This window comes from Arthrobacter sp. 001422645 (genome assembly GCF_059816125.1).
Genome location: NZ_JCBANT010000001.1, coordinates 508,120 through 532,209, shown reverse-complemented (window position 1 = coordinate 532,209; position 24,090 = coordinate 508,120). Strand labels below are relative to the sequence as shown.

The 24,090-nt window shown below is 68.1% G+C and carries 23 protein-coding genes; 15 read left to right on the top strand and 8 right to left on the bottom strand.

Annotated elements, in window-relative coordinates; translation table 11 throughout:
- The first annotated feature begins 128 nt into the window (after positions 1-128).
- Positions 129-965 (top strand): DUF559 domain-containing protein, encoded by an 837-nt coding sequence (locus AC6EUH_RS02460; protein ID WP_056424822.1) that lies wholly within the window; start codon positions 129-131, stop codon positions 963-965.
- A 141-nt stretch (positions 966-1,106) separates the two neighbouring features.
- On the opposite strand, the gene AC6EUH_RS02455 is transcribed toward AC6EUH_RS02460, so the two are convergent.
- Positions 1,107-1,535, bottom strand: a complete 429-nt coding sequence (locus AC6EUH_RS02455; protein WP_056424825.1) for a hypothetical protein — start codon at positions 1,533-1,535, stop codon at positions 1,107-1,109.
- Between the two features lie 14 nt (positions 1,536-1,549).
- Positions 1,550-2,221, bottom strand: a complete 672-nt coding sequence (locus AC6EUH_RS02450) for a trimeric intracellular cation channel family protein (protein WP_056424827.1) — start codon at positions 2,219-2,221, stop codon at positions 1,550-1,552.
- Between the two features lie 61 nt (positions 2,222-2,282).
- Here AC6EUH_RS02450 and AC6EUH_RS02445 point away from each other — a divergent pair, with 61 nt between their 5' ends.
- The 9 genes from AC6EUH_RS02445 to AC6EUH_RS02405 all read left to right on the top strand — a co-directional run bounded on the left by AC6EUH_RS02445 (position 2,283) and on the right by AC6EUH_RS02405 (position 12,554).
- The gene (locus AC6EUH_RS02445; RefSeq protein WP_499737696.1) at positions 2,283-3,017 is read left to right on the top strand and encodes a sirohydrochlorin chelatase; all 735 of its coding nucleotides are present in this window, start codon (positions 2,283-2,285) and stop codon (positions 3,015-3,017) included.
- Between the two features lie 132 nt (positions 3,018-3,149).
- Positions 3,150-4,898: a nitrite/sulfite reductase gene (locus tag AC6EUH_RS02440; RefSeq protein ID WP_499737695.1), complete on the top strand. Its 1,749-nt coding sequence runs from the start codon at positions 3,150-3,152 to the stop codon at positions 4,896-4,898.
- A complete protein-coding gene (locus AC6EUH_RS02435; protein WP_499737694.1) occupies positions 4,895-5,626 on the top strand; it encodes a phosphoadenylyl-sulfate reductase in 732 nt (243 codons plus the stop codon). Before AC6EUH_RS02440 ends, AC6EUH_RS02435 begins: the two co-directional genes overlap by 4 nt.
- A 92-nt stretch (positions 5,627-5,718) precedes the next feature.
- Positions 5,719-6,711 carry a sulfate adenylyltransferase subunit CysD gene (gene cysD, locus AC6EUH_RS02430; protein ID WP_499737796.1) on the top strand — a complete coding sequence of 331 codons (993 nt, stop codon included), beginning with the start codon at positions 5,719-5,721 and terminating at the stop codon, positions 6,709-6,711.
- Entirely contained in the window at positions 6,711-8,135 is a 1,425-nt protein-coding gene (locus AC6EUH_RS02425) for a sulfate adenylyltransferase subunit 1 (protein WP_499737693.1), read from the top strand. The genes cysD and AC6EUH_RS02425 overlap by 1 nt, the downstream gene beginning before the upstream one ends.
- A gap of 152 nt (positions 8,136-8,287) precedes the next feature.
- Complete coding sequence (locus AC6EUH_RS02420; RefSeq protein WP_499737795.1) at positions 8,288-9,454, top strand: RtcB family protein; 1,167 nt, start codon at positions 8,288-8,290, stop codon at positions 9,452-9,454.
- A gap of 225 nt (positions 9,455-9,679) precedes the next feature.
- Positions 9,680-10,855 (top strand): ABC transporter substrate-binding protein, encoded by a 1,176-nt coding sequence (locus tag AC6EUH_RS02415; RefSeq protein ID WP_056426540.1) that lies wholly within the window; start codon positions 9,680-9,682, stop codon positions 10,853-10,855.
- Positions 10,856-10,903: 48 nt separating this feature from the next.
- Positions 10,904-11,629, top strand: coding sequence for an ABC transporter ATP-binding protein (locus AC6EUH_RS02410; protein ID WP_056426543.1), 726 nt, complete (start codon positions 10,904-10,906; stop codon positions 11,627-11,629).
- Positions 11,619-12,554 (top strand): ABC transporter permease, encoded by a 936-nt coding sequence (locus tag AC6EUH_RS02405; protein WP_056424849.1) that lies wholly within the window; start codon positions 11,619-11,621, stop codon positions 12,552-12,554. Before AC6EUH_RS02410 ends, AC6EUH_RS02405 begins: the two co-directional genes overlap by 11 nt.
- A 72-nt stretch (positions 12,555-12,626) precedes the next feature.
- Here the strand turns inward: AC6EUH_RS02405 and AC6EUH_RS02400 are convergent, their stop codons facing one another.
- A complete protein-coding gene (locus AC6EUH_RS02400; RefSeq protein WP_499737692.1) occupies positions 12,627-14,651 on the bottom strand; it encodes an Rv1352/Rv1906c domain-containing protein in 2,025 nt (674 codons plus the stop codon).
- Positions 14,652-14,935: 284 nt separating this feature from the next.
- Between AC6EUH_RS02400 and AC6EUH_RS02395 the strand changes: the two genes are divergently transcribed.
- The 4 genes from AC6EUH_RS02395 (at position 14,936) to AC6EUH_RS02380 (ending at position 19,399) form a co-directional block, all read left to right on the top strand.
- Positions 14,936-15,232, top strand: a complete 297-nt coding sequence (locus AC6EUH_RS02395) for a putative quinol monooxygenase (protein WP_056424852.1) — start codon at positions 14,936-14,938, stop codon at positions 15,230-15,232.
- 119 nt (positions 15,233-15,351) lie between these two features.
- Positions 15,352-16,647, top strand: coding sequence for a uroporphyrinogen-III C-methyltransferase (gene cobA / locus AC6EUH_RS02390; RefSeq protein ID WP_056424855.1), 1,296 nt, complete (start codon positions 15,352-15,354; stop codon positions 16,645-16,647).
- Between the two features lie 89 nt (positions 16,648-16,736).
- On the top strand, positions 16,737-18,197 hold the full coding sequence (locus AC6EUH_RS02385; RefSeq protein WP_499737691.1) for an FAD-dependent oxidoreductase: 1,461 nt from the start codon (positions 16,737-16,739) through the stop codon (positions 18,195-18,197).
- A 200-nt stretch (positions 18,198-18,397) separates the two neighbouring features.
- Complete coding sequence (locus AC6EUH_RS02380; RefSeq protein WP_499737690.1) at positions 18,398-19,399, top strand: DNA topoisomerase IB; 1,002 nt, start codon at positions 18,398-18,400, stop codon at positions 19,397-19,399.
- A 32-nt stretch (positions 19,400-19,431) separates the two neighbouring features.
- On the opposite strand, the gene AC6EUH_RS02375 is transcribed toward AC6EUH_RS02380, so the two are convergent.
- On the bottom strand, positions 19,432-20,274 hold the full coding sequence (locus AC6EUH_RS02375) for a DUF1206 domain-containing protein (protein WP_499737689.1): 843 nt from the start codon (positions 20,272-20,274) through the stop codon (positions 19,432-19,434).
- 137 nt (positions 20,275-20,411) lie between these two features.
- Between AC6EUH_RS02375 and AC6EUH_RS02370 the strand changes: the two genes are divergently transcribed.
- Entirely contained in the window at positions 20,412-20,948 is a 537-nt protein-coding gene (locus tag AC6EUH_RS02370; RefSeq protein ID WP_499737688.1) for a hypothetical protein, read from the top strand.
- A 117-nt stretch (positions 20,949-21,065) separates the two neighbouring features.
- Here the strand turns inward: AC6EUH_RS02370 and AC6EUH_RS02365 are convergent, their stop codons facing one another.
- Genes AC6EUH_RS02365 through AC6EUH_RS02350 form a run of 4 tightly spaced genes read right to left on the bottom strand, consistent with a single transcriptional unit; the run spans position 21,066 to position 24,089 of the window.
- Positions 21,066-21,191, bottom strand: coding sequence for a hypothetical protein (locus AC6EUH_RS02365; protein ID WP_268753729.1), 126 nt, complete (start codon positions 21,189-21,191; stop codon positions 21,066-21,068).
- Positions 21,192-21,248: 57 nt separating this feature from the next.
- On the bottom strand, positions 21,249-21,929 hold the full coding sequence (locus AC6EUH_RS02360; RefSeq protein WP_499737687.1) for a FadR/GntR family transcriptional regulator: 681 nt from the start codon (positions 21,927-21,929) through the stop codon (positions 21,249-21,251).
- On the bottom strand, positions 21,926-23,230 hold the full coding sequence (locus AC6EUH_RS02355) for an MFS transporter (RefSeq protein WP_082492514.1): 1,305 nt from the start codon (positions 23,228-23,230) through the stop codon (positions 21,926-21,928). Before AC6EUH_RS02355 ends, AC6EUH_RS02360 begins: the two co-directional genes overlap by 4 nt.
- A 31-nt stretch (positions 23,231-23,261) precedes the next feature.
- Positions 23,262-24,089 (bottom strand): 4'-phosphopantetheinyl transferase family protein, encoded by an 828-nt coding sequence (locus AC6EUH_RS02350; RefSeq protein ID WP_499737686.1) that lies wholly within the window; start codon positions 24,087-24,089, stop codon positions 23,262-23,264.
- Between the last annotated feature and the right edge of the window lies 1 nt (position 24,090).

The following is a 24,090-nucleotide window of genomic DNA, read 5'->3' as shown; positions in this document are numbered from 1 at the left end:
CCCATTGCGGGATGCCGGGCTGGGTTGCGGCGTGTCCGCGTCGAAGTGCCCCCTGGCCGCGGCAGGAGTTGTCCACATGGCACAGTCTGCGTCGGCAATACCGGCCGTTGCTGGGGCACATTGGCGGAATGAACATCGCCACTTTCCTGGGCTCGCGGGGCGGACCGGCCAGCACGGCCGACCTCGGGCGGGCCGGATTCACCCGGTATCGGATTGGCCTGGCCGTGGCGGACGGCACCATCGTGAGGATCCGCCGCGGACACTATGCGTTGCCCCGGGAAGCCTCGGTCCTGCGGGCCGCCCGCGAGGCTGGAGGGCTATTGACCTGTGTCTCCGCTGCGCCGAGCCACGGCTTGTGGACGCTGGTCCCGGCCTCGAAGTTGCACCTCTGCGTCGGGCACCGGCCGGCTCCGTCCGGCTCGGTCGCACATGGCCAGTGCCGGCATCCACGGCACCCGTGGCTCCCTCTGGCCGGGCTGGCCGACACCCTGATCCACGCGCTGCGCTGCCTGCCGGAACTGGAGGCGCTCGTCATGGTCCAGTGTGCTGTGGGCCGCGGCGACATCAGCTTGGCCTTCCTCCGCGGCAAACTCCCGGGCAACCGCAACGCCCGGGCCAGGTCGGTGCTGGACCTGGTCATTCCCCGGGCCGACTCGCTGCTGGAGGTTCTCGCCAACACCGTCTTCCTCCGGGCGGGGCTGCACGTGCGCAGGCATGTCCAGATCCCCGGGGTGGGGGAGGTGGACTTCCTTGTTGAGGACTGCCTCATCGTGGAGACCGATGGTGAATCGCATCTGGAGCCGCGGCAGGCCAAGAAGGACCGGGGGCGGAACAACGCGAGCATGGTCGGAGGCTATTTGGTGCTCAGATTCGGCTATGACCTGGTCGTCTACCACCCCGAGCAGATGCTCGCACAGGTCCTCGCGGTGCTGGAGCAGCGCCGTCGGGGTGCGTTCAATCCCTGAAGCGCGGGCCGCATAGGCGGTCCGGGGCTACTTTGAAGCCTTAGCCGGTGATTCCCGGGCCGGGCGGCGGCGTGTCCGTGTCAATGTGCCCCCGGACCGCCGATGGCCGAGCCCGCGGGAAGCGGAACCTGCCCCTAGCCCCTAGTCCTCGTCGTCGTCGTTGAACGCCCACTCGAACATGTCGAAGACGAACTCGGAGAAGGTCCCCTCTTCGCTCTTCCACTGGCCGCGGGCGTTGTTGCGGCGGTACACAATCGGGTCCGGAACGCTGAGGTCGCCGACCCGGAAGCCCCACGTGAACTGTTCTTCCTCGTCCTCGAGGAACATGAGGAAGCCTTCGTCATCAACTTCGAGCTCTTCGGGGTCCCAGAAGTAGTGGTACGCCTCCATGATGTCCTCGCATCCGCCCACCGCGAGGTAGAACTCCCGCAATACCAGCGGCACCTGGAACTGGTGCTCGGCGAGGGCCGCATCCAGCTCGTCAGCCGGGAGGCCATCCTCTTCCTGCCATTCGTCTTCGAGATACTTCGGAACAAGCGCGCGGAACTTCTCGAGGAACATGTCAGTCATGGTTCTTATCCTAGCTAATCCTTAGCCCCGCCATCCCCAGTATCCAGGCCAAGCCGGTGCCAGCCGCGGACGGCCAGCGGAACGTACCATTTGCGCCGCCAGGCCGTGACCCGGAAGGCGAAAACGATGGCAGCCACGGCGCCCGCGGTGACCGCATTGAAGGTGCCGGTGACGGACAGCGCCACGGTCAGGGCAGCCCCGGCGAACGCCGGCAGGGCGTAGAGATCCTTGGGGTCGAACAGCTGCGGCACCTCATTGGCAGTGATGTCGCGCAGCAGGCCGCCGCCCACCGCCGTCGTGACCCCGAGGAGCACCGCCGCAATGGGGTTCATGCCGGCCTCGAGCGCCTTGAGGGACCCGGTGATGCAGAACAGGGCCAGTCCGCCGGCGTCGAAGAGCACCAGCAGCGAGGTGAAGCGCTGGACGCTGGAGAACAGGAAATACACCAGCACCGTGGCGAGCAGGGGAGGAGCCAAATAAGCCGGGTTGACGAAGGCCGTGGGCGGACCCGCATTGATGACGATGTCGCGGATGACGCCCCCGCCCAGGCTGACCATCGAGGCCAGCAGGAGTGAGCCGATGATGTCGAACTGCTTCCGCGCCGCGAGGAGGGACCCTGACACCGCGAAGAAGAAGACGCCGGCCAGGTCCAGCCAGATCAGGACTGCGCTAAAGGAAAAAGTCATGGAGCGTCCCGGTCGAATCTCGAGGGGCGGATGGGGCGGCTCCAAGGTTACGCTAACGGCTATGAATAGCCCCATCCTGATCGCCTGCGCCCACGGCACCTCGAGCACAGAGGGTGCTGCCGAAGTCAACGCCCTGCGGGACGGGATCGCCGCGCTCCGGCCGGGAATGGACGTCCGCGAGGCCTATGTCGATGTCCAGGAACCCGAGCTGCCGGCCGTCGTGGCAGGCCTCCCGGCGGGGGAGGCCGCCGTCGTAGTCCCGCTACTGCTCAGCGTCGGCTACCACGTCAAGGTGGATATCGCGCGGGCCGTCAAGAGCCGGCCGGACACCCGTGCCGCCGCCCCGCTGGGGCCCGATCCGCGGCTCGCGGCCCTGCTGGACCAGCGCCTCCGGGAAGCCGGAGTGACCGACAACGACGCCGTGATCCTCGCCGCGGCCGGTTCCTCCGACCCCACCGCCGCGCAGAATGTCGAGGAACTCGCCGGCCAGCTCCGCGCCCTGCGTTCCAACCGCATCGTGGCCGCGTACGGCGCCTCCGCGAAGCCCTCCGTCCCCGAGGCCGTGGCCATGCTCCGCGAGGAGGCGGCGGGCGGCGCCGGCGCGGGGGAGTCGGCGGGGGGAGTGGACCTGGGCGGCCGCGTGGTCATCGCCGCCTACCTGCTGGCCCCGGGATTCTTCCATGACCAGCTCGCTAAGGCCGGCGCGGACCTCGTCACGGCGGCCCTGCTGCCGTCGCCGGTGCTCGCCGAAATCGCCCTGGAACGCTACGACGCCGCCCTCGCGGCGGGCGGCTGAACGGCGCAGCACCATGCACAGCAGCCCCCGTCACTTCAAGGCTCGCCGACGCTTCGTGACGATTTGTTGCCCTAGGTGACCTCGCGTTTCTGACCCTTTGAGACGGCATTCCGGCCCGCCTACAGTCGATCCATGACTGATACAGCTCTAGCCGGAGCGTCCCCGGACCAGGCTGCCCCAGGCCGCACCAAACGCCCCACCTCCCGCCCCGCCGCGAAGCCGCACGGGCAGTGGAAAGTGGACGGCACCGCGCCGCTGAACGCCAACGAAACGTGGAAGCAGGAGGACAACGGCCTCAACGTCCGCGAGCGTATCGAGTCCGTCTACTCCAAGCACGGCTTCGACTCGATCGACGGCACGGATCTGCACGGCCGCTTCCGCTGGTGGGGGCTCTACACCCAGCGCAAGCCCGGGATCGACGGCGGCAAGACCGCCACGCTCGAGCCGCACGAGCTCGAGGACAAGTACTTTATGCTGCGCGTCAGGATCGACGGCGGCGCCCTCACCACCGAACAGCTGCGCGTCATCGGCCAGATCTCGGTCGACTTCGCCCGCGACTCGGCTGACCTCACCGACCGCCAGAACATCCAGCTGCACTGGATCCGGGTCGAGGACGTCCCGGAGATCTGGCGCCGCCTCGAATCGGTGGACCTCTCCACCACGGAAGCCTGCGGCGACGTTCCCCGCGTCATCCTCGGCTCCCCCGTCGCCGGCATCGCCAAGGATGAGATCATTGACCCGACGCCGCTGATCCACGAGCTCGCCGAACGCTTTATCGGCGACCCGGAGCTGGCCAACCTGCCGCGCAAATTCAAGACCGCCATCACCGGCCACCCCAGCCAGGACGTTGTCCACGAAATCAACGACGTCGCCCTGGTGGGCCTGGTCCACCCCGAGCTTGGCATCGGCTACGACCTCTGGGTGGGCGGCGCGCTCTCCACCAACCCCATGCTGGGCAAACGCCTCGGCGCCTTCGTCCGCCCGGACCAGGCCGCCGACGTCTGGCTCGGTGTCACCAGCATCTTCCGCGACTACGGCTACCGGCGCATGCGCACCAAAGCCCGGCTGAAGTTCCTGCTGGCCGACTGGGGCCCGGTGAAGTTCCGCCAGGTCCTCGAGGACGAATACCTCGGCTACAAGCTCGACGACGGCCCGGCCGCGCCCAAGCCCTCGACGCCGGGCGACCACATCGGCGTGCACGAGCAGAAGGACGGCAGGTTCTTCATCGGCGCCACGCCGCTCGCCGGACGCCTCTCCGGCAGCCAGCTCGTGAAACTCGCCGACACGCTGGAAGCCCGAGGCTCGCAGCGGCTGCGCACCACACCGCACCAGAAGCTCGTGGTCCTGGACGTGCCCAAGGACGAGGTGGAACCGCTCGTCGCCGAACTTGATGCCCTGGGCCTCTCCGCCCGGCCGTCCGTGTTCCGCCGCGGCACCATCGCCTGCACCGGCATCGAATACTGCAAGCTCGCGATCGTTGAAACCAAGGTCACGGCCGCAACCGCTGTCGCCGAGCTGGAACGCCGCCTCGCCGACCTCGTCGAGTCCGAGCAGCTCCCGCAGGCTCTGTCGCTGCACATCAACGGTTGCCCCAATTCCTGCGCCCGGATCCAGACGGCGGACATCGGCCTCAAGGGCATGATGCTTCCCACGCCCGACGGCGACCCCACCCCGGGTTTCCAGGTCCACCTCGGCGGCGGGCTGGCGTCCGACAGCCGCGAGGAAGCCGGCCTGGGACGCACCGTCCGCGGCCTCAAAGTCACGGCCGGGGAGCTGCCCGACTACGTGGAGCGTGTGGTCCGGAAATTCGTGGCCGACCACACCGAGGGCCAGACCTTCGCCGAGTGGGCCTTTGCCGCCGACGAGGGGGATCTCCAGTGAGCAAGCACGCGCCGGGGGTGGACCCCGTCCTCCGCACCCACGACGAGCTCAAGGTCCTCGCCGAAGCCGGTGCCGCCGAGCTCGGCTGGGACGCCCCCTCGCGCGAGGTGATCGCCTGGGTGGCACGCAACTTCGAGCTGCCCGCTGTCGCCGTCGCCTGTTCCATGGCCGACGCCGTCCTCCCGGCGCTCGTCGCGGACCAGCTTCCCGGCGTCGACGTGCTCTTCCTGGAGACGGGGTACCACTTCCCGGAAACGTACACGACGCGCAACGAGGTCGCGGCGAGCCTGCGCGTCAACGTGGTCGACGTGCTGCCGGAAAACACCGTGGAGCAGCAGGACCGGCTGCTCGGCAAGGACCTCTTCGCCCGCGACGCCGCCCAGTGCTGCGCGCTGCGCAAGGTGGCCCCGCTGCGCCGCACGCTGGCCGGCTACGAGCTCTGGTTCACCGGCGTCCGCCGCGACGAGGCCCCCACCCGCACCAACACGCCGCTGGTCACCTGGGACGCAACCAACGGCCTGGTCAAGGTCAACCCGGTGGCGGCCTGGAGTTTCGACCAGCTGGTGCAGTACTCCGACGATAACCTCCTGCCCGTCAACCCGCTGCTTTCACAGGGCTACCCGTCCATTGGCTGCCAGCCCTGCACCCGCAAGGTGGCGCCCGGCGACGACCCCCGCGCCGGACGCTGGGCAGGAACCGACAAGACAGAATGCGGACTACACGTATGAGCAACTTGAGCATAACGACGACGACGGCCACCATCGCCTTCACAGCAGATGCCGCCCCCGCCCCTTCGCTGGACGGCAATGCTGCAAGCAGCATGCCGTCCAGCTCCGGAAGGCCCGATGCCACTCCCGGGGCGGCATCTGCTGCTCCGGCTCTGCTGTCGGGTCACCTGAGTTCTGCGGCTCCGCGCGCGGCCCGCCTGTCGTCTTTGGATACTTTGGAATCCGAGGCCATCCACATCATCCGTGAAGTGGTTGCCGAGTTTGAGAAGCCGGCGCTGCTGTTCTCCGGCGGCAAGGACTCCGTGGTGATGCTGCACCTGGCCACCAAGGCGTTCTGGCCCGGCAAGGTGCCTTTCCCCGTGCTGCACGTGGACACCGGGCACAACTTCCCCGAAGTCATCGACTTCCGCGACCGGACCGTGGAGCGGCTGGGACTCAAACTCGTCGTCGGCTCCGTGCAGGAGTTCATCGATTCCGGCGAGCTGGCCGAGCGTTCCGACGGCACCCGCAACCCGCTGCAGACCCTGCCGCTGTTGGATGCGATCCAGCGCAACAAGTTCGACGCCGTCTTCGGCGGCGGCCGCCGCGACGAGGACAAGGCCCGGGCCAAGGAACGGATCCTGAGCCTCCGCGACGAGTTCGGCCAGTGGGACCCGCGCAACCAGCGCCCCGAACTCTGGAACCTCTACAACGGCCGGCACACCGTGGGCCAGCACGTCCGCGCGTTCCCCATCAGCAACTGGACCGAACTCGACGTCTGGCGTTACATCGAGCGCGAGAACATCGAGCTGCCGGGCCTCTACTACGCGCACGACCGCGAGGTTTTCGCCCGCGACGGCATGTGGCGCGCCGTCGGCGAGGTCTCGCAGCCCCGCGATACCGAACAGGTGATCACCAAGACCGTCCGCTACCGGACCGTCGGTGACATGTCCTGCACCGGCGCCGTGGAATCATCGGCCGCCACCGTGCGCGACGTCGTCATTGAAGTCGCCGCCTCCACCATCACCGAACGTGGCGCCACCCGGGCCGATGACCGCATCTCCGAGGCAGCCATGGAAGACCGCAAGAAGGACGGCTATTTCTAATGAGCACCGACACTTTCCTGCCCGGCACCGCCGTGGACGCAGCGGTTCTGTCCACTACCCTGTTCCGCTTCGCGACCGCCGGTTCGGTCGACGACGGCAAGTCCACCCTGGTGGGCAGGCTCCTGCACGACTCCAAGGCGATCCTCGCGGACCAGCTCGACGCCGTCGCCCGCACGTCCGCGGACCGCGGCTTCGGCGGGGCCGGCGCAGCCGGTGTCCAAGCGATCGACCTCGCGCTGCTGACCGACGGCCTGCGCGCCGAGCGGGAACAGGGCATCACCATCGACGTGGCCTACCGCTACTTCGCCACGGACCGCCGCAGCTTCATCCTCGCGGACTGCCCCGGCCATGTGCAGTACACCAAGAACACGGTGACCGGCGCGTCCACCGCGGACGCCGTCGTCGTGCTTATTGACGCCCGCAAGGGTGTCCTGGAGCAGACCCGCCGGCACCTCTCCGTGCTGCAGCTGCTGCGCGTGGCGCACGTGATTGTCGCCGTGAACAAGATCGACCTCGTGGACTTCAGCGAGGACGTGTTCCGCGGGATCGAAGCCGACGTGCAGAAAGTCGGTCGCGAGCTGGGACTCGGCGCCGATGGCATCACCGACCTGGAGGTCATTCCGGTGTCCGCGCTCGACGGCGACAACGTCGTGGACCGCTCGGACCGCACGCCCTGGTACGACGGCCCGGCCCTGCTCGAAGTCCTCGAGACGCTGCCGGCCGCGGACGAACTCGAAAGCCACCTGGAGAGTTTCCGGTTCCCGGTGCAGCTGGTGATCCGGCCGCAGGGCGCCCTGGCGCCCGACGCCGTCGCCGGGGGACTCGACGTGGAAGGCTACCGGGACTACCGCGCCTACGCGGGCCAGATCACCGAGGGTTCCGTGAAACTGGGGGACCAGGTCAGCGTCCTGACGCCGGGCCAGGCCCCGCGCACCACCACCGTCACAGGGATCGACTTCGCCGGAGAAGACCTCGCCGAGGCTGTGGCCCCGCAGTCCGTCGCGCTGCGCCTGGCAGACGAGTTCGACGTCGCCCGCGGTGACACGATCGCTGCGGCTGGCACGATCCGTGAGACGTCTGCGGACCTCTACGCCGCCCTGTGCTGGCTCTCGCCGAAACCGCTTCGCGAGGGCGCCAAGGTGCTGGTCAAGCACGGCACCCGCACGGTCCAGGCGCTGGTCCGGAACGTGACCGGAAAGCTGGACCTTGCCAACTTCCAGTTGGAACCCACCTCCACGCTGGAACTCAACGACATCGGACATGCCCAGTTGCGGCTCGCCGCGCCGCTGCCGCTGGAGAACTACCTGCACCACCGCCGCACGGGGGCGTTCCTGGTGATCGATCCCCTGGACGGCAACACCCTCGCTGCGGGCCTCGTCAAGGACCACCCGGGGGACCACGAGGACGAGCGCTACTCGATCTAGGCCTCAGCAAGCACCCTTGCTCCTCCGGAGTCGCCGGACACGCACGAGGTCGCCGTAAACTTGCGGCGACCTTGAGCGCTTCCCGCGAATTCGGCGCGTTCGGTCCTTGCCAGCCGGCCTCCCGGACCACGATCATCGTTCTGGGAGGCGGTGTGGAAGTCATCAACAGCAGGCTCATCAGCTGGGCGTCGATCCTTGATGACAAGACCCGCGAGCAGGCTCTGACCACCGCCACGCTGTCCATTATCTATCCGCATCTGGCGCTCATGCCGGACGCCCATCTGGGCCTGGGCGCCACCGTGGGATCCGTCATCCCCACCCTGCACGCTGTCATCCCGGCTGCCGTGGGCGTGGACATCGGCTGTGGCATGATCGCCGTCCGCACGCAGTATGCCGTGAAGGACCTGCCCGCGGACCGGAAGCGGTTGCGGCAGGGTATTGAGCACGCCGTTCCCCTGTCCGCCGGCCACTACAACCGCAGATTCACCGCCACCGCCGTACCGAGGCTCGCCGAGCTGCGGCGGATGGCAGCCAACGCCCGGTTCGACCCCGGCCAGTACGCCGCGAACTGGGAGCTGCAGCTCGGATCCCTAGGCTCCGGAAACCACTTCATCGAGGTGTGCGCGGATGAGGCGGACACCGTGTGGCTGTTCCTCCATTCCGGCTCGCGCGGCGTCGGCAACAAACTTGCGCAGCGGCACATCGCCGAGGCCCGGAGCGCGGTGCGGAACCGGCACATCGTCCTGCCGCACCCGGACCTGGCCTACCTCGAGGAAGGCACCCCCGAATTCGACCGGTACATCCGGGAACTCCGCTGGGCCCAGCATTTCGCCCTGCTGAACCGTGAGGAAATGATGGACCGGGTGATCCAGCAGTTTGAATCCTGGACGGGCGGTCGTGTCCGGGAGGCCGAACGGATCAACTGCCACCACAACTTCACCGCGCAGGAACAGCACTACGGCAAGACGGTCTGGGTCTCGCGCAAAGGAGCCATCAGGGCCCGGGCCGGGGACCCCGGACTGATTCCCGGCTCCATGGGCACCGCCTCCTACGTCGTCGTCGGCCTGGGCAACCGCGAGTCGCTGAATTCCTCGCCGCACGGCGCCGGGCGGGAATACTCCAGGAACGCCGCTAAAAAGACCTTCACCCTCGCCGAGCTGAAGGCCGCCATGAAGGGCATCGAATTCCGGCCCAGCGACGCTTTCATCGACGAGATCCCGGCCGCCTACAAGCCGATCGACCAGGTGATGCGGGATTCTGCGGACCTTGTCAAGATCCGGCACAAGCTGCGGCAGCTCGTCAACGTCAAGGGCGACTAAAACGTCCCGGTGCCCGATTAACCGGCCCGCATATGACGTTGCATGAACCCGCGTGACCCCGGGTTTCCGGACCGTTGAACCGCGCTCACGGCAGTCCCTATGGTGAAGCAATGACAACTACGGAACGGCTCTCCAACGGCCCCCGCAATGCGTTCCGGGGGCGATGTAGCCGGCGCTGAACAACCGCCCGGCCACCCCGAAACCACCACGAACAGGACCCTTTCCATGTCAGCCACCCCAGAACCCTCGAAGTCCAGCAGCCCGCCCCGAACCACCCGGATCGTCGCCGGCGAATCCGCCAGGCCCAAACGCAAACGAACCCTGGAGATCAGCCTCGCCGTCGGCCTCGTGCTGCTGATCGGCGCCGGCGCCGCCGTCGCATCCACGGTGTCCCGCGCGAACGAAACCGCTGCGCCCGCCGACGCCGTCAACACCCCCGCTGCTGAACTCAGGCTGGGCTACTTCGGCAACATCACGCACGCCCCTGCCCTCGTCGGGGTCAGCCAGGGCCTGGTCGCCAAGAACCTCGGCGAGACCAAGCTCAGCACCCAGGTCTTCAATGCCGGCCCTGCCGCAATCGAAGCCCTCAATGCCGGCGCCATCGACGCCACGTACATCGGCCCCAACCCGGCCATTAACTCCTACGTCAAGAGCAAGGGCGAATCGATCAGCATCATCGCCGGTGCCGCCTCCGGCGGAGCCCAGCTGGTGGTCAAACCCAACATCACCACGGCGGCGGAGCTCAAGGGCAAGAAACTCGCGACGCCGCAGCTCGGCGGCACGCAGGACGTGGCCCTCCGCGCGTGGCTGGGCAAACAGGGCTTCCAGACCACCACGGACGGCGGCGGCGACGTCGCCATCAACCCCACCGAGAACGCCCAGACCCTGAAACTGTTCCAGGACGGCAAGCTCGACGGCGCGTGGCTGCCGGAACCGTGGGCCTCCCGGCTGGTGCTCCAGGCCGGAGCCAAAGTCCTTGTCGACGAAAAAGACCTGTGGGAGAAGGGCGAATTCATCACCACCGTCCTGATCGTCAACAAGAAGTTCGCCGCCCAGCACCCGGACACGGTCAAGGCACTGCTGAAAGGCCACGTCGAATCCGTGGACTGGCTCAACGTGGCCCCCGACGCCGAGAAGTCCACGGTCCTCAACGCCGCCCTCAAGGAATCCGCCGGAGCCGCCCTGCCGGCCGACGTGATCGACAGGTCGCTCAAGAACATCGCCTACACCGTTGACCCGCTGGCCGGAACGTACCAGAAGCTGCTTCAGGACGGTGTCGACGCGGGCACTACCCAGCAGGCCGACATCAACGGCCTCTTCGACCTCACGGCCCTTAACAGTGTCTTGAGCGAGAGCGCCACCGGCACGAAGATCTCCGCACAAGGACTGGGCAAGGACTGACCAACCAGTTCCCGCCTCCAGCCCGCCAAGAGAAGTTAGGACATGACCATGCCAGTCGTACTGGAAAACCTGGGCAAGCGCTTCGGCGACGGCGCCCCGGTGCTGGACGACGTCAATGCCACCATCGGGCAGGGCGAGTTCGTCGCCCTGCTCGGTGCGTCCGGCTGCGGCAAGTCCACCCTGCTGAACATTATGGCGGGACTGGAGGCGCCGACGTCGGGCGCCCTTGAAGTGCCGAGCGACGGCGCCGCCTTTATGTTCCAGGACGCGGCGCTGTTCCCCTGGCTGACCGCGCGGGAGAACATCGAGCTGGCCTTGAAGCTGCGCGGCGCCGGCAAGGCCGAGCGGCGCGCGAAGGCGGGAGAATTGCTGGACCTCGTGCATCTGGGCGGGGCGGGGGACAAGCGCCCGCACGAGCTCTCCGGCGGGATGCGCCAGCGCGTGGCGCTGGCCCGTTCGCTGGCCCAGGACCGGCAGCTTCTCCTGATGGACGAACCCTTCGCGGCACTGGACGCGATCACGCGCGACCTGCTCCACGACGAGCTGGAGCGGATCTGGAAGGAAACCGGCCGCACCATCGTCTTTGTCACGCACAACGTCCGCGAGGCCGTCCGGCTGGGCCAGCGTGTGCTGCTGCTCTCCTCCCGGCCGGGCCGCGTGGTGCGGGAGTGGCATGTCAGCGAAGAGCACCGCACCGACGCCGGACTGGCCGGCCAGTTGACCGGCGAAATCACCGCCCGGCTACGCGAGGAGATCCGCCGCCATGCCAAGTAAGCCAACGACGCTGGTTGAGCCCGGCGAGACCCGCCACATTACCGCCGCCCTGACCCGGTCCTCCACCGGCTCGGCGGACCTCCGCGAACTGGAAGCCGGGCTGGATTCGCTGCAGTCCGACGCCGTCCGCACGTCGCGCATCGACTGGAGCCGGATTCTGCTGCCGGTCGCCGCGCTGGCGGTGCTGGTCATCATCTGGCAGCTCTATGTGTCCCTGGGGTTCAAGCGGCAGGACCTGGTGCCCGGACCGCTGGATGTGCTCGCTCAGTTCGGGCAGCTCTGGGCCGACGGCAAGCTGCAGGAAGCGGTGTGGACCTCGCTGCAGCGCGGGCTGGTCGGGTTCTTGATCAGTGTGGCCATCGCCACGCCGGTGGGACTCCTGCTGGCCCAGGTTGCCCCGCTGCGCCGCGCTTTCGGGCCGCTGATCTCCGGTCTGCAGGTGCTGCCGTCCGTGGCGTGGGTGCCCGCGGCCATCATCTGGTTCGGCCTGACCGACGCCACCGTGTACTTTGTGGTGTTCATGGGCGCTATCCCCTCGATTATCAACGGACTGATCTCCGGCGTGGACCAGATCCCGCCGCAGTACCGCAGCGTCGGCACCGTCCTGGGCGCGTCCCGGCTCCAGCTGGCGCTCCAGATCATCCTCCCCGCCGCACTGCCCGGCTACCTGAGCGGACTCAAGCAGGGCTGGGCTTTCTCGTGGCGCTCGCTGATGGCCGCGGAGATCATCGCGGTCGGCGGCAGCATCGGCTTTGGCCTCGGTTCCATGCTGAACCAAGGCCGCGACCTGTCCGACATGACCATCGTGATGTCCGCGATCCTGCTGATCCTCGCCGTCGGCATCCTGATCGAACTGCTGGTGTTCGGCCCCATCGAAAAGCGGCTGCTCCGCCGTCGTGGCCTGCTGGCCGGCAGCACCCGGTAGGCACCTGCGCCAATACCAAACAACGAAAGCCCGACGGCGATACTCGCCGTCGGGCTTTCTGATGTCTGTTTGTCAGCCGCGCGTCAGCGTGCCGCAGCCGCTAACTTCGAAGCCCCTTGTTCCGGCCGGGATTGTGACGATGGTCCGGGCCGCGCCGAAGTAGTTATCGATGATGTCATCAAATTCGCCGCTCAAGCCGCTAAGCGAGGCCCAGTAACAGGACTTTCCTGCCCCATATCCGTAGTAGGTGCCAGGCAGGATATCGATGCCGACGCGGTAAGTGCCATCGGTTGTGATCCGAGTGGACCTGGCCCCGGTGGAAGGGACGGTCGTCCAGGAGCCGCAGCCGTGAGACTTGAATCCGACGTCCCCCGGAAGGATCTGGACGTACGTCCGGCCCGTTCCAAAGTAGTTGGCCTTGATCTGGCTAAACGTGCCGGAGAAGCCGCTGAGCCTCTCCCAGTAGCATCCGCTGCCGATCCCCGTTGCCTTGTACAGTCCGGGCTTGATCTGGGTTCCGACCCGATATGTGCCGTCACCACGAAGTACCGTCACAGGCCAAACCGGCAGTTTCAGCGCCGGACTCATGGTCACCCGCGTATCTGAGTAGATCCGCCCGGCGGAAACCCGCACCGTGATGGAGCGGCCGTTGTCCGCCGCCGCCAACCGGTATGTGCGGTAACGAGCGCCGGTGATCGCGGCGCCGTTACGGTACCACTGGTACGCGTAGGCTGACGGTGCCGGCGCGTAGGTGCCGACGTTGGCTGTCAGGGTCGAACCCAGGGACGTGGCCCCGGTGATCCTTGGCGCCGTCTTCAAAGTGATCGATGCCCTGCCTACGGTGATTGCCGGAGTAGTGGCCGAGCGGGTCGTGTACCCGGCCTTGGATACCGTGACCTTGACGTTCACCCGGGCGCCGATGTAGCCGCTGCCAAGATACAGGGCGTAACCGGTCCCACCCCTGATCGCGACGCCGTTCCGGTACCACTGGTAGCGGATGGTTGAACCGGCAGTCCACCCCTGAGAGACCTTCACCGTCCGTTCATAGCGGTGGGTTCCGCTGACCGTCAGCGACTTGGTGGCCGCGATAGTCCCGGCAGCGATCGGGCGGGCGGCGGAGTAGCGGTCCAGCGCTATGTAGCCGGACTTGGCTGCACGCACCCTGACCTTGAGCGTCTTCCCGTAGTCGAGTGCTGTGGTGGTGTAGGTACGGCTGACTGCGCCGACGATGGCTGCCGTTCCGCGGTACCACTGGTATGAGAACGTGGCCCCGGTCGGCGCCCATGTGCCTGCGTTGGCAGTCTGCAGCAGGCCCACCTTGGCGATACCGCCAACGGTCGGGACCGGCGCCGTCACAAAGGTTCCCTTCCCTGCGGTGACTTGGGCAGAAGTCAGTACCACGGAGGTGAACCCCGGCGCGGAGAGCGTCACCTTGGCCCACAGCTTCTGAGCGTCATCGGCGGCAGCCACCGTGTAGCTCGGCCCGGTCGCACCAGCGATGGGCCCAGCACCTCGGTACCACTGGAAGCCGGTTGCGGCACCCTGGACCGCAGAGTTGCTCCACCGGGGTGCGCTCAGCGACAGTGCCTGCCCGACGACGGGTTTGCCGATGACGGCGTTGTTCCAGCTGACACCGGTGAAGCTTCCCTGACGAACCGTTACCGGGGTGGCTGCCAGTTCGGTGCCGAGCCCCTGCGCCTCCAGCGACGCCAGCACCGTTAGCTGGACCGCCTTGCCTGCCATTGACGGATCAATGTGAAGTACGTCAGCTTCGCCAACCGGGTGGTCGGCCGCTTGAACTGTGACGCCGTCGACGATCCAGCGGTACTTGATCCAGCCGGCACCGTTCCACCGGCCGCCCGTCGAGGTGAGCGTGCCACCCGCAACAGGGTCACCCTCAATAACCGGCAGGCTGACGTTGTCCGGCGCGGCGGGCGTTACTTCCCCCGGCGGTGCTGCGGCTGGCGGGTCGACTGGTGCCGGTGCCGGCTGTTCGGCGATAGCGTCCGTTTCCATCGGCAGCGCCTGTGCTGCCGGTGCCATCAGAAGACCGGCGAGCAGTGCGATGCTCCCGGCTGTGGCTACTGCCCTGGTCATACGGCCAGGGCGCGTCCGAGTACGGACGTTTTCGTGCAGAGACAACGAAGTCCCCTTCCCCCATTTTGAGACTGACCGGCTAGCCCGGTCGGAGCAATTGTATGGCTCATCACAACGGGTGAGTGTGCGGGCTCTTGTCAGAACACAAAATGCTGGACGGCGATGCCCGCCGTCGGGCTTTCCGCTGTCCGCTGGCGGACCCTTGTTCCGCCGAAACCGCAGGCCTACACTCACGGCTATAGGCCGGTGTACGGCCCATCCCGCCCGATTCTGAGGAGACAGCCGTGGCGCCAAAATATGGAGTACTGGCACTGGTCGAGGCAAAACTGGGGAAGGAACAAGAGGTCTGGGACTTCCTCAACGGGGGCCGCGAGATAGTGCTCAACGAACCCGGAACACAGACCTGGTATGCCTTCCGGGTCAACGATTTCACCTTCGGCATCTTCGACACCTTTGACACCGAGGAAGCCCGTCAGGCGCACCTCAACGGGGCCATCCCTGCGGCGCTCGGCGAGCACGGCCCCACGCTGCTGTCCAAGGACCCTGACATCAAACTGGTTGAACTCATCGCGGTGAAGTAGCCCGCACCGCTGGCGGGAGGCCCCCGGACGGCAGCAACTATGTGACGTGCCGTTACCCTGCGTGAACGGGTGTTTCCGAACCGTTGTTCCGCGATATGAGGCCGCCCTATCGTCGATGCATGGCAATTCAGGACATTTACCCCACGGCGCTGCGACTCCTCGGCCGCCCCGTGCTGGTGGTCGGCGGCGGCCCGGTGGCCACCCGCCGCGCCAAGGGACTGCTCGACGCCGGCGCCCGCGTCACCGTCGTCGCCCCCTTGGCGAGCCCGGCACTGCACGAGCTTGCCGACGCCGGCCTCCTTGCCTGGAAGCCGCGCCACTACCGCAGCTCCGACGTCGACCGCGCCTGGTTCGTCCAGACCGCGACGGGCGACTCCGCCGTGGATGCGCAAGTTGCGGCCGACGCCGAGGCGCAGCGCATCTGGTGCGTCAATGCCTCCGACCACGAAGCTTCCGCCGCCTGGACGCCCGCCGTCGCCGTCGTGGACGACGTCAAGATCGCCGTGAACGCCGGGGGAGACCCGCGCCGCGCCATGGCCCTGCGGGACGCCGTGGCCACCGCCCTGGAAACGGGGGACCTGCCGCTCCGCCGGCACCGTGTTGCCGGCCCGGGGGCAACCTCCGGGTCCGTGGCGCTGGTGGGCGGCGGACCCGGGGATTCCGGGCTCATCACCGTCCGCGGGCGGCGCCTTCTGGGCCAGGCCGACGTCGTGGTCGCGGACCGCCTCGGTCCGCGCGAACTCCTGGCCGAACTGGCCCCCGACGTCCGGGTCATCGAGGTCGGCAAGACCCCCGGCCACCACCCCGTCCCGCAGTCCGAGATCAACCGCATCCTCGTCGACGAAGCCCTGCAGGGCCATCGTGTGGTCCGGCTCAAGGGCGGCGACCCCTATGTGCTGGGCCGCGGCGGCGAGGAAGCAGAGTTCTGCCGGCAGCACGGCGTCGAGGTGGAAGTGGTTTCCGGCGTCACCTCCGCCATCTCGGTCCCGGCCGCCGCGGGCATCCCGGTCACGCACCGCGGGCTGGCCAAGGGCTTCAGCGTGGTCACCGGCCACGAGGAACTTTCGGAAGTTCCGGCGCGGTCCGACCACACCGTGATCCTGCTCATGGGCGTGGGCCAGTTGCGCGATTCCGCGGCCTCGCTGGGACGCGCCGGTTTGCCAGCGGAGACGCCTGTTGGCATCGTAGAGAATGGTTATCTGCCGAACCAGCGGGTGACCATCGGAACGCTCGGGACCATCGCGGACCAGGCGGAGGCCGCAGGCGTCGCGAACCCCGCCGTAATCGTGATCGGTGACGTGGTCCGCGTCAGCCCGTTCGCGCCGTCGCACTTCAAAACCGCGGACTACAGCACCACCACCCCGAACACTCCCCGCTCCACACGCTCTACCAAGACCCGCGTACTGACCCTCTAAGACCCGTCGATTGCTCCGCAACTGCCGTTATCAGGCCTCAAAAGGGCGGCTACGGAGCAACGGATGCAGAAGAACAAAGGAACACAGCCGTGTCAACGAACACCCCTGTAGGAACTGCTGCCCGCCCGCTGCGCATCGCCGTCGTCGGCTCCGGACCCGCCGGTGTGTACGCCGCGGACATCCTGACCAAGAGCGAGGCTGTCAAGAGCGGCGAGCTCACCGTGAGCATCGACCTCTTCGACCGCTACCCGGCGCCGTACGGCCTGATCCGCTACGGCGTGGCCCCGGACCACCCGCGCATCAAGGGCATCGTCAACGCCCTGCACAAGGTCCTGGACCGCGGGGACATCCGCTTCTTCGGCAACGTCGACTACGGCACGGACCTCTCGCTGGAGGACCTCCGCACGCACTACGACGCCGTCATCTTCGCCACCGGCGCCATCAAGGACGCGGACCTGAACATCCCGGGCATCGAGCTCGAGGGCTCCTACGGCGGTGCCGACTTCGTGTCCTGGTACGACGGCCACCCGGACGTTTCCCGCGACTGGCCGCTGGAGGCCAAGGAAATCGCGGTGATCGGCAACGGCAACGTGGCCCTCGACGTCGCCCGGATGCTCTCCAAGCACGCCGATGACCTCCTGGTCTCCGAAATCCCGGACAACGTCTACCGCGCCCTGAAGGAATCCCCGGTCACGGACGTGCACGTCTTCGGCCGCCGCGGCCCGGCCCAGGTGAAGTTCACGCCGCTGGAGCTGCGCGAGCTGTCCCACTCCAAGGACGTAGACATCATCCTCTACGCCGAGGACTTCGAGTTCGACGCCGAATCGGACCGGCAGATCCAAAGCAACAACCAGACCAAGACCATGGTGGGCACACTCACCAACTGGATCGCCGAGCAGCCCGAGGACCACTCCGAGCTCACGGCTTCCCGGCGGCTGCACCTGCACTTCCTGCACAGCCCGGTGGAGGTGTATGACGACGCCGACGCCCCCGGCCGCGTCGCGGGGATCAAGTTCGAGCGCACGGAACTGGACGGCACGGGGAACGCCCGAGGCACCGGCGAGTTCGTCGACTACCCGGTCCAGGCCGTCTACCGCGCGATCGGCTACTTCGGCTCCTCGCTGCCCGAAGTCGAGTTCGACCACAGCAAGGGAGTTGTCCCGAACGACGGCGGCCGCGTCCTGGACGCTTCCGGCACCCACGTGCCGGGCATCTACGCCACCGGCTGGATCAAGCGCGGCCCGGTGGGCCTGATCGGCCACACCAAGGGCGACGCCCTGGAAACCGTGACCTACCTGCTGGAGGACCGCGAGAACCTGCCGCTGGCCGCGGCGCCCGCACCGGAGACGATCGTCGAACTCCTGGAAAACCGCGGCGTGCAGTACACCAGCTGGGAAGGCTGGCTGGCCCTGGACGCGCACGAGCGGTCCCTCGGCGAGAAAGCCAGCGCCGACGCCGGTGCGGACGGCATCCAGCGCGAGCGCATCAAGGTGGTCCCGCGCGAGGACATGGTGGAAATTTCCCGCGGCGGGGTGGCCGCGGAGGTCTAATCTCCCATCACCACACAGCAACGCGGGGTCACTCCGCGCCCGTCCCGGAAGGGATTATGGGCTATGAGCGACCCCGCGTTGTTTCGTGGTGGGGGAAATCGGGGTTTGGTCAGTAGGCTTACCGTTATGGATGAGCAGCGCACACGAACGTCCGTCCCGGGGACCCCCGCGCCCGGAACCTCCGGATTCGGAACCGGCCGATGAGGCTCCGGCACAGCAACGCGTCCGGCCGCGGCTACCGCCGGGTGGCGGCCGGGACCGGCTTCAGCTACAAGGACCTGGATGGCTCCACCCTGCCGCCCGGTCCGGTGCGCGAGCGGCTGGAGAGCATCGGCATCCCGCCGGCGTGGACGGACGTCTGGATTGCGCCGTACGACAACGGGCACATCCAGGCCACCGGACTCGACGCCGTCGGCCGGCGCCAGTACATCTATCACCCCAGCTGGCGGGAGAAGAAGGACCGGCTGAAGTTCGACCGCTCCCTCCAGCTCGCGGAAACCCTTCCGGCCGCGCGGCGGCTTGTCACCATGGACCTGCGCTCCGAGGGCCTCGGCCGGGACCGCGTGCTGGCCGCCGCGTTCAGGATGCTGGACAGCGGATCGCTGCGGGTTGGCTCCGAGCGTTACACGAACGAGAACGGCAGCCACGGCCTCGCCACCCTGCTGTGCGTCCACGTGAGCGTGCGCAAGACCGAACTCCGGCTTAGTTTCCCGGCCAAGAGCGGCAAGAACTGGGAGTCGCGGATCCACGACGCCGACCTCGCCGCCGTCGTGCGCCAGCTCAAGCGCCGCGGCGGCAACGCCCGCCTGCTGGCCTACAAGGACGGCCGGAGGTGGCACCCTGTGACCAGCGCGGACATCAACGAATACGTCAAGGAGCGCACCGGCCAGGACTTCACGGCCAAGGACTTCCGCACCCTGCGCGGGACGGTGGCGGCCGCCGCCAGCCTGGCGAAGAGCGGCCCGCAGCCCAAGGTGTCCGCACGAAAGCGGGCGGTCAGCCGCGCCATGCTGGATGCGTCCGAGGTCCTCGGCAACACGCCGTCGATCGCCCGGAAGAGCTACGTCGACCCGCGGGTCCTGGACCACTTTGCCGCGGGGGAGACCATCGACCCGAAGCGGCTGGACTCCGCCGAATCCGAAGTCCGGGCCCTGCTATACCAGGAAGGCGACGTCGTCCCGCTGCAGAAGGCCGCGGGATAGCTGCTGCGCTGCACGCCCCCTACGGCCGCCCGCTACATCCGCCCGAACCGGGCCCGAACCAGCGCGAACGCCCCGTAGGCGATGAAACCTGCCCCGATTGCCAGGAGCAACGCGGGGCCGAAGCTGTGGTCCTGCAAGGCCTTGAGGCTGCCGTCCAGGCCGGTGGACGACCCGGGATCGTTGGTGGCCGCGGCGATCACGAACAGCAGTCCCGTCAGGATCAACGCCACACCCTTGGCGATGTGGCCGGCTACGCCCAGGCCGCTGATGAGATGGCCCCTGTGCGTCCCCTCGAAGTGGGCCAACTCTTCCTTGAACTTCTTCCCCACGCCCTTGACGACGAAGTACACCCCGATCCCGATGATGGTCAGACCCAAAGCGATCAGTGCCGGCACTCCGAACGGGCTCCGCACCAGAGCCGTGCTGAAGTCCCGCGTGGAGTCGCCGGAATCGCCCCGGTTGCCCAGCGCGAACCCTGCGAAGCTCAGCCCCACGCTCCCGTACGCGATGCTGAGGAACCCGGAGGACACCAGCTTGCCGAGCCGCTCCCGGCGCGGGAGGTGCCGCGCGCGGAGGGTCGCCTCGCTCAACTGCCACAGCGAGAGCCCGGCGCAGGCGATGAAGCCCGCCCACATGACCGCCGGGCCCCACGGGTTGGCCGCGAGCTGTTCGATGGCCCCGGTGGGCTCGGCCTGGCCCGGGGCGCCGAGGACCAGTGCCACGGCGATCGCACCGATGACGATGTGCAGCAGCGCCATCACGGCGAAGCCGGCGCGGGCGACGACGTCGAGCGCCGCGCTGTCCGATGCGGCTTCTGCGGCGTCAACGGCGTCGCCGGCGGCTGACTGGCCGTCCGGCGTCCGCGAAGATTCCATGCAGTTGAGTCTACGCACGGGGGACTCCGTCCCTCGAAGTATCAAGAATTTCATAAGTGTGCTTACCATAGCCGGGTCGCGGCCTTTCGCAGGCGGCGACATTTCCGGATTCGAATACAGACGATAGGAAGCTCAACATGGCAGGTAATCTCGTTGCCCGATCCATCCACGACCTGACGGCAGGCGCCTGGTTCGGCGGCTCGCTCATGGGTGCCATTGGTCTGAACGGTGCGGCGGCGGAAGCCAAGGATCCGGCCGAACGCACCCGGCTGTCGAGCCTGGGCTGGAAGAAGTGGGCCCCGTTCCAGACGGCGGCCTTCGGTGCGCACTTCCTCTCCGGCCTCGCGATCATGTGGGAGAACAAGGGCCGGATGGCCAAGCAGGACGGCGTCGCCCGCCTGACCGTCTACAAGTCCGTGGTCACCCTCGCCGGCGCCGCCGTGAGCCTGTATGCCGGACTCCAGGGCGCCAAGGTGGACAAGCTCGCCAGCGAAGGTGCTGAGGGCGCCACCGAACCCAAGCCTGGCGCGTCCGAGGACCTCCGCTCCGCACAGCAGCAATTGAAGGTTTTGCAGTGGGCCATCCCGGTCCTGTCCGGCCTGGTGATCGTCCTCGGCGCCAAGCACGGCGAAATGCAGCGCCCGAAGAACGTCTTCAAGGGCCTCGCGCGCTAACCGCGTCTGCACTTGCACGATTGAAGGGCTTCCGGGCCGGAGCGTTGACATCCAGGCCCGGAAGCCCCGCCGTGCCGGTCCCGGTGCTGGGGAGGAACCGGCCGCTGGAACGGGTGGTCAGAATTCGGCGCTGACGAACCCGAAGATGATGGCCGGCCGCCAGCTCACCTGGGAGACGGTCAGGGAACAAACCGCGAAACCATCGCAGGGTGTCCGGACGGTGCCGCTGAACCTGAGCATCATCCCGCAACCTTGGGAAAACCCTGTGAACCGGCTAGCGGAGCCTGAGCCGAGGGCGCCCTACTGCTGGATCCACTCCGCACAGGAGTTCAGGTTCCGGTGCACGCTCTCGACGGCGGCCGTTTCGTCGTGTGCGGCAATCGCGTCCACAAGTTCGTCGTGACCTTCGTGCGGGAGCCCGTTGAAGCCGCTGCGGCCCTGCTGCCGGAGAAGGTCGGCGTGGAAGACGACGCCGAAGCTGACGTACAGCTCGTGGAGCAGCGGATTGCCCGACGCCTGCGCCACGAGCACATGGAAGTCCCAGTCGGCACGGGCCCAGCCGGCGTAGTCCTTAGCCAGCCACGCGACACGGCGCGCCTCGAGCAGCTCACGCAGGGCCTCGACGTCGTCCGCGGTGGCGTGGCGGGCGGCGAGCCGCGCCGCCTGGGTGTCGAGCCCGACGCGGACCTCCAGGATGTGCACCTGCGAGTGGTCCCGGTACATCCGCTGGGCGGCGCCGGAGATCTCGCTGGTGGCGCGGACGTAGGTGCCGTCTCCGCGCCGGACTTCCAGCATGCCGCTGTGCGCGAGGGCCTTGACCGCCTCGCGCAGGGTGCCCCGCGAAACGCCGAGAATTGCCATGAGTTCGGGTTCGGCCGGAATCCGCTGCTGCAACGGCCATTCGCCTGAATGGATCAGCTCCCGCAGTTTGGCGGTGACCTCCTCCACGAGGGGCGTCCGGTGGGATGTGCTCAGTGTCATGACTGCGCCTCAGCGGTAGATGCCAGCGCAGACGGGCCAGCGGACTGCGGCTCCGGGGACTGCGGCTCGGGGCGCCGGGGAACCCTGGGCAGGGACGTCAGGAGATGCCCGACGGCGATCTGGCCCAGCGCCACGGCCAGCAGCAGGATCAACGGCAGCGTCCAGGAGCCGGTGGCGCTGTGCAGCAGCCCCATGCCGAAGGGGCCGAGCGTAGCCAAGAGGTAGCCCGCGGACTGCGCGACCGTGGACAGGGCGGTGGTTTCGGCGGTGGTGCGGCCGCTGCGGCTGATCATCACCATTACGAGCGGGAAGATGCCGAGCCCGAACCCCAGCAGCACCGCTGTCAGCGGCGCCCAGGCGACCGGCAGGACAAGCATAGACAGGACCCCGGCCGCCATCGTGACAGTTGCCAGGTAGAAGGCCGTCCTTTGCATCCGGGGGCGTGAGCCGATTGCGACCAGAGCCATGCCGGCCGGAACGGAGACCAGCTGCATCAGGCCGAACATCAGCCCGCCCTCGGAGGCTGTGAGGCCCAGTGTGACCAGCATGTAGGGGAACCAGCTCAGCACGGCGTAGGCCAGCAGGGCCTGGACGGTGAAGCCGAGCGTGATCAGCAGGCCGGTGCGGGTCCGCAGCAGGGGCCAGGGGGACACCCGGCCGGCCTTGACGGCGGGCGCGTTGCGGTGGGCGTGCAAGGCGATGGGCAGGAAGCCGAGGCAGGCGCCCAGGGCCAGGAATCCGATGGCGCCGACGCCGGCGGAAGGCGAGCCGAGCTGCTGCGCCACGGGGACGATCAGCACAGCGACCACGGTGGCGCCGGTGGTCATGGTCACCGTGTACAGCGCCGTCATCAGGGACGTCCGGTGCGCGAAATGGACCCGGATGAAGGACGGCATCGCCACGTTGCAGATCGCCAGCCCGGACATCCCGACGACGGTGCCCGCCAGCAGCATGCCGGTGGACGGAATGCCGCGGACCAGCAGCCCGGCCGCGAGCAGCACGAGGGAGAGCAGGATGGCCTTCTCCAGCCCCAGGGAGCGGGTGAGCCACGAGGTGGCGGCGCCGGCCACGGCGAAGCACAGCGTGGGGATGGAGGGAATAATGGCCGCGATCAGCGGCCCGTAGCCGAGGACCTGCTGCAGGTCGTGCAGGAGCGCGGCGGCGCCGGTGATGCCGGCGCGCAGGTTGAGGCCGATCAGCACGATCGCGACGACGCCGGCGATGATCACGCCGCGCGGTGCGCGCACGACGGCGGGAGGTGCTGTCTCGGGAAGGGCGGTCGCCGCCATACTGCTAGCCATACCCAAAGGTTAGACGTTTGACGTTTGCGGTTTAACCTTTAGTGGCGAATATCTCGCCAAGTGACACGGCCCGGGCGGTCAGGCCGGCGGGGGCGGCGACGGCGGCGGCGTAGCCGTCGGGCGCTGGAACCGGAGTGACGAGGAGGCCATGGATCCCCGGGTACCCGGCGCACTCCGCGCGCAAGGTGCCCGACGTGCCGATGCCCGCCGTCTCCCGGGTGCCCGCGGGGACCAGCCGCACACTGGACGGGTCCAGGGCCAGGCCCACGCCCGAGGCTTTCAGCGCGGCCTCCTTCGCCACCCACAACCGGATCCGTCCGGCGTCGGTGAGCTCGGCGTCGGCCGGGTCAGGGTCCGTCGGTTCGGCAGCGGTGACGGCGTCCGGCCAGGTCCGTTCCTCCGGGGCGAGAACATAGTCGTCGAAGCCCGCGAACACCTCGGCCGGGACGCGTTCGATGTCCGCGCCGAGGCTTGCCCCTTCCGGAGCCGATGCCGCCATAACGGTTCCATGGCTGCGGGACAGGCTCAGCGCGACGCCGTCGATCGAGGGCTTGCCGTGACCGGTGCTGCCGCAGCCGGCGCACCGCCGCCGGACGTCAAGCCCGGCGGCGTCGGCGGGCGTTAGCCCCAGCCGCCGCGCTGCCAGCAGCCGGAACAAGGCATGGGACGCCGCGTAGTCCAGCCGGTCCGCCGCGCGCCTGAACCGGAGTGAGGCGTCGCGTTCCCGCGCCGACAGGAATGCCCCCAGATCCCCGAACAGCCTGCCGCAACCACCCAGGCTGGAACGGGCCGCGGCGTCCTGCAGCGCGGCGGACGGCACCGCCGCGTACTCGATCCAGGCGCCACGGGTGCCGGGCATC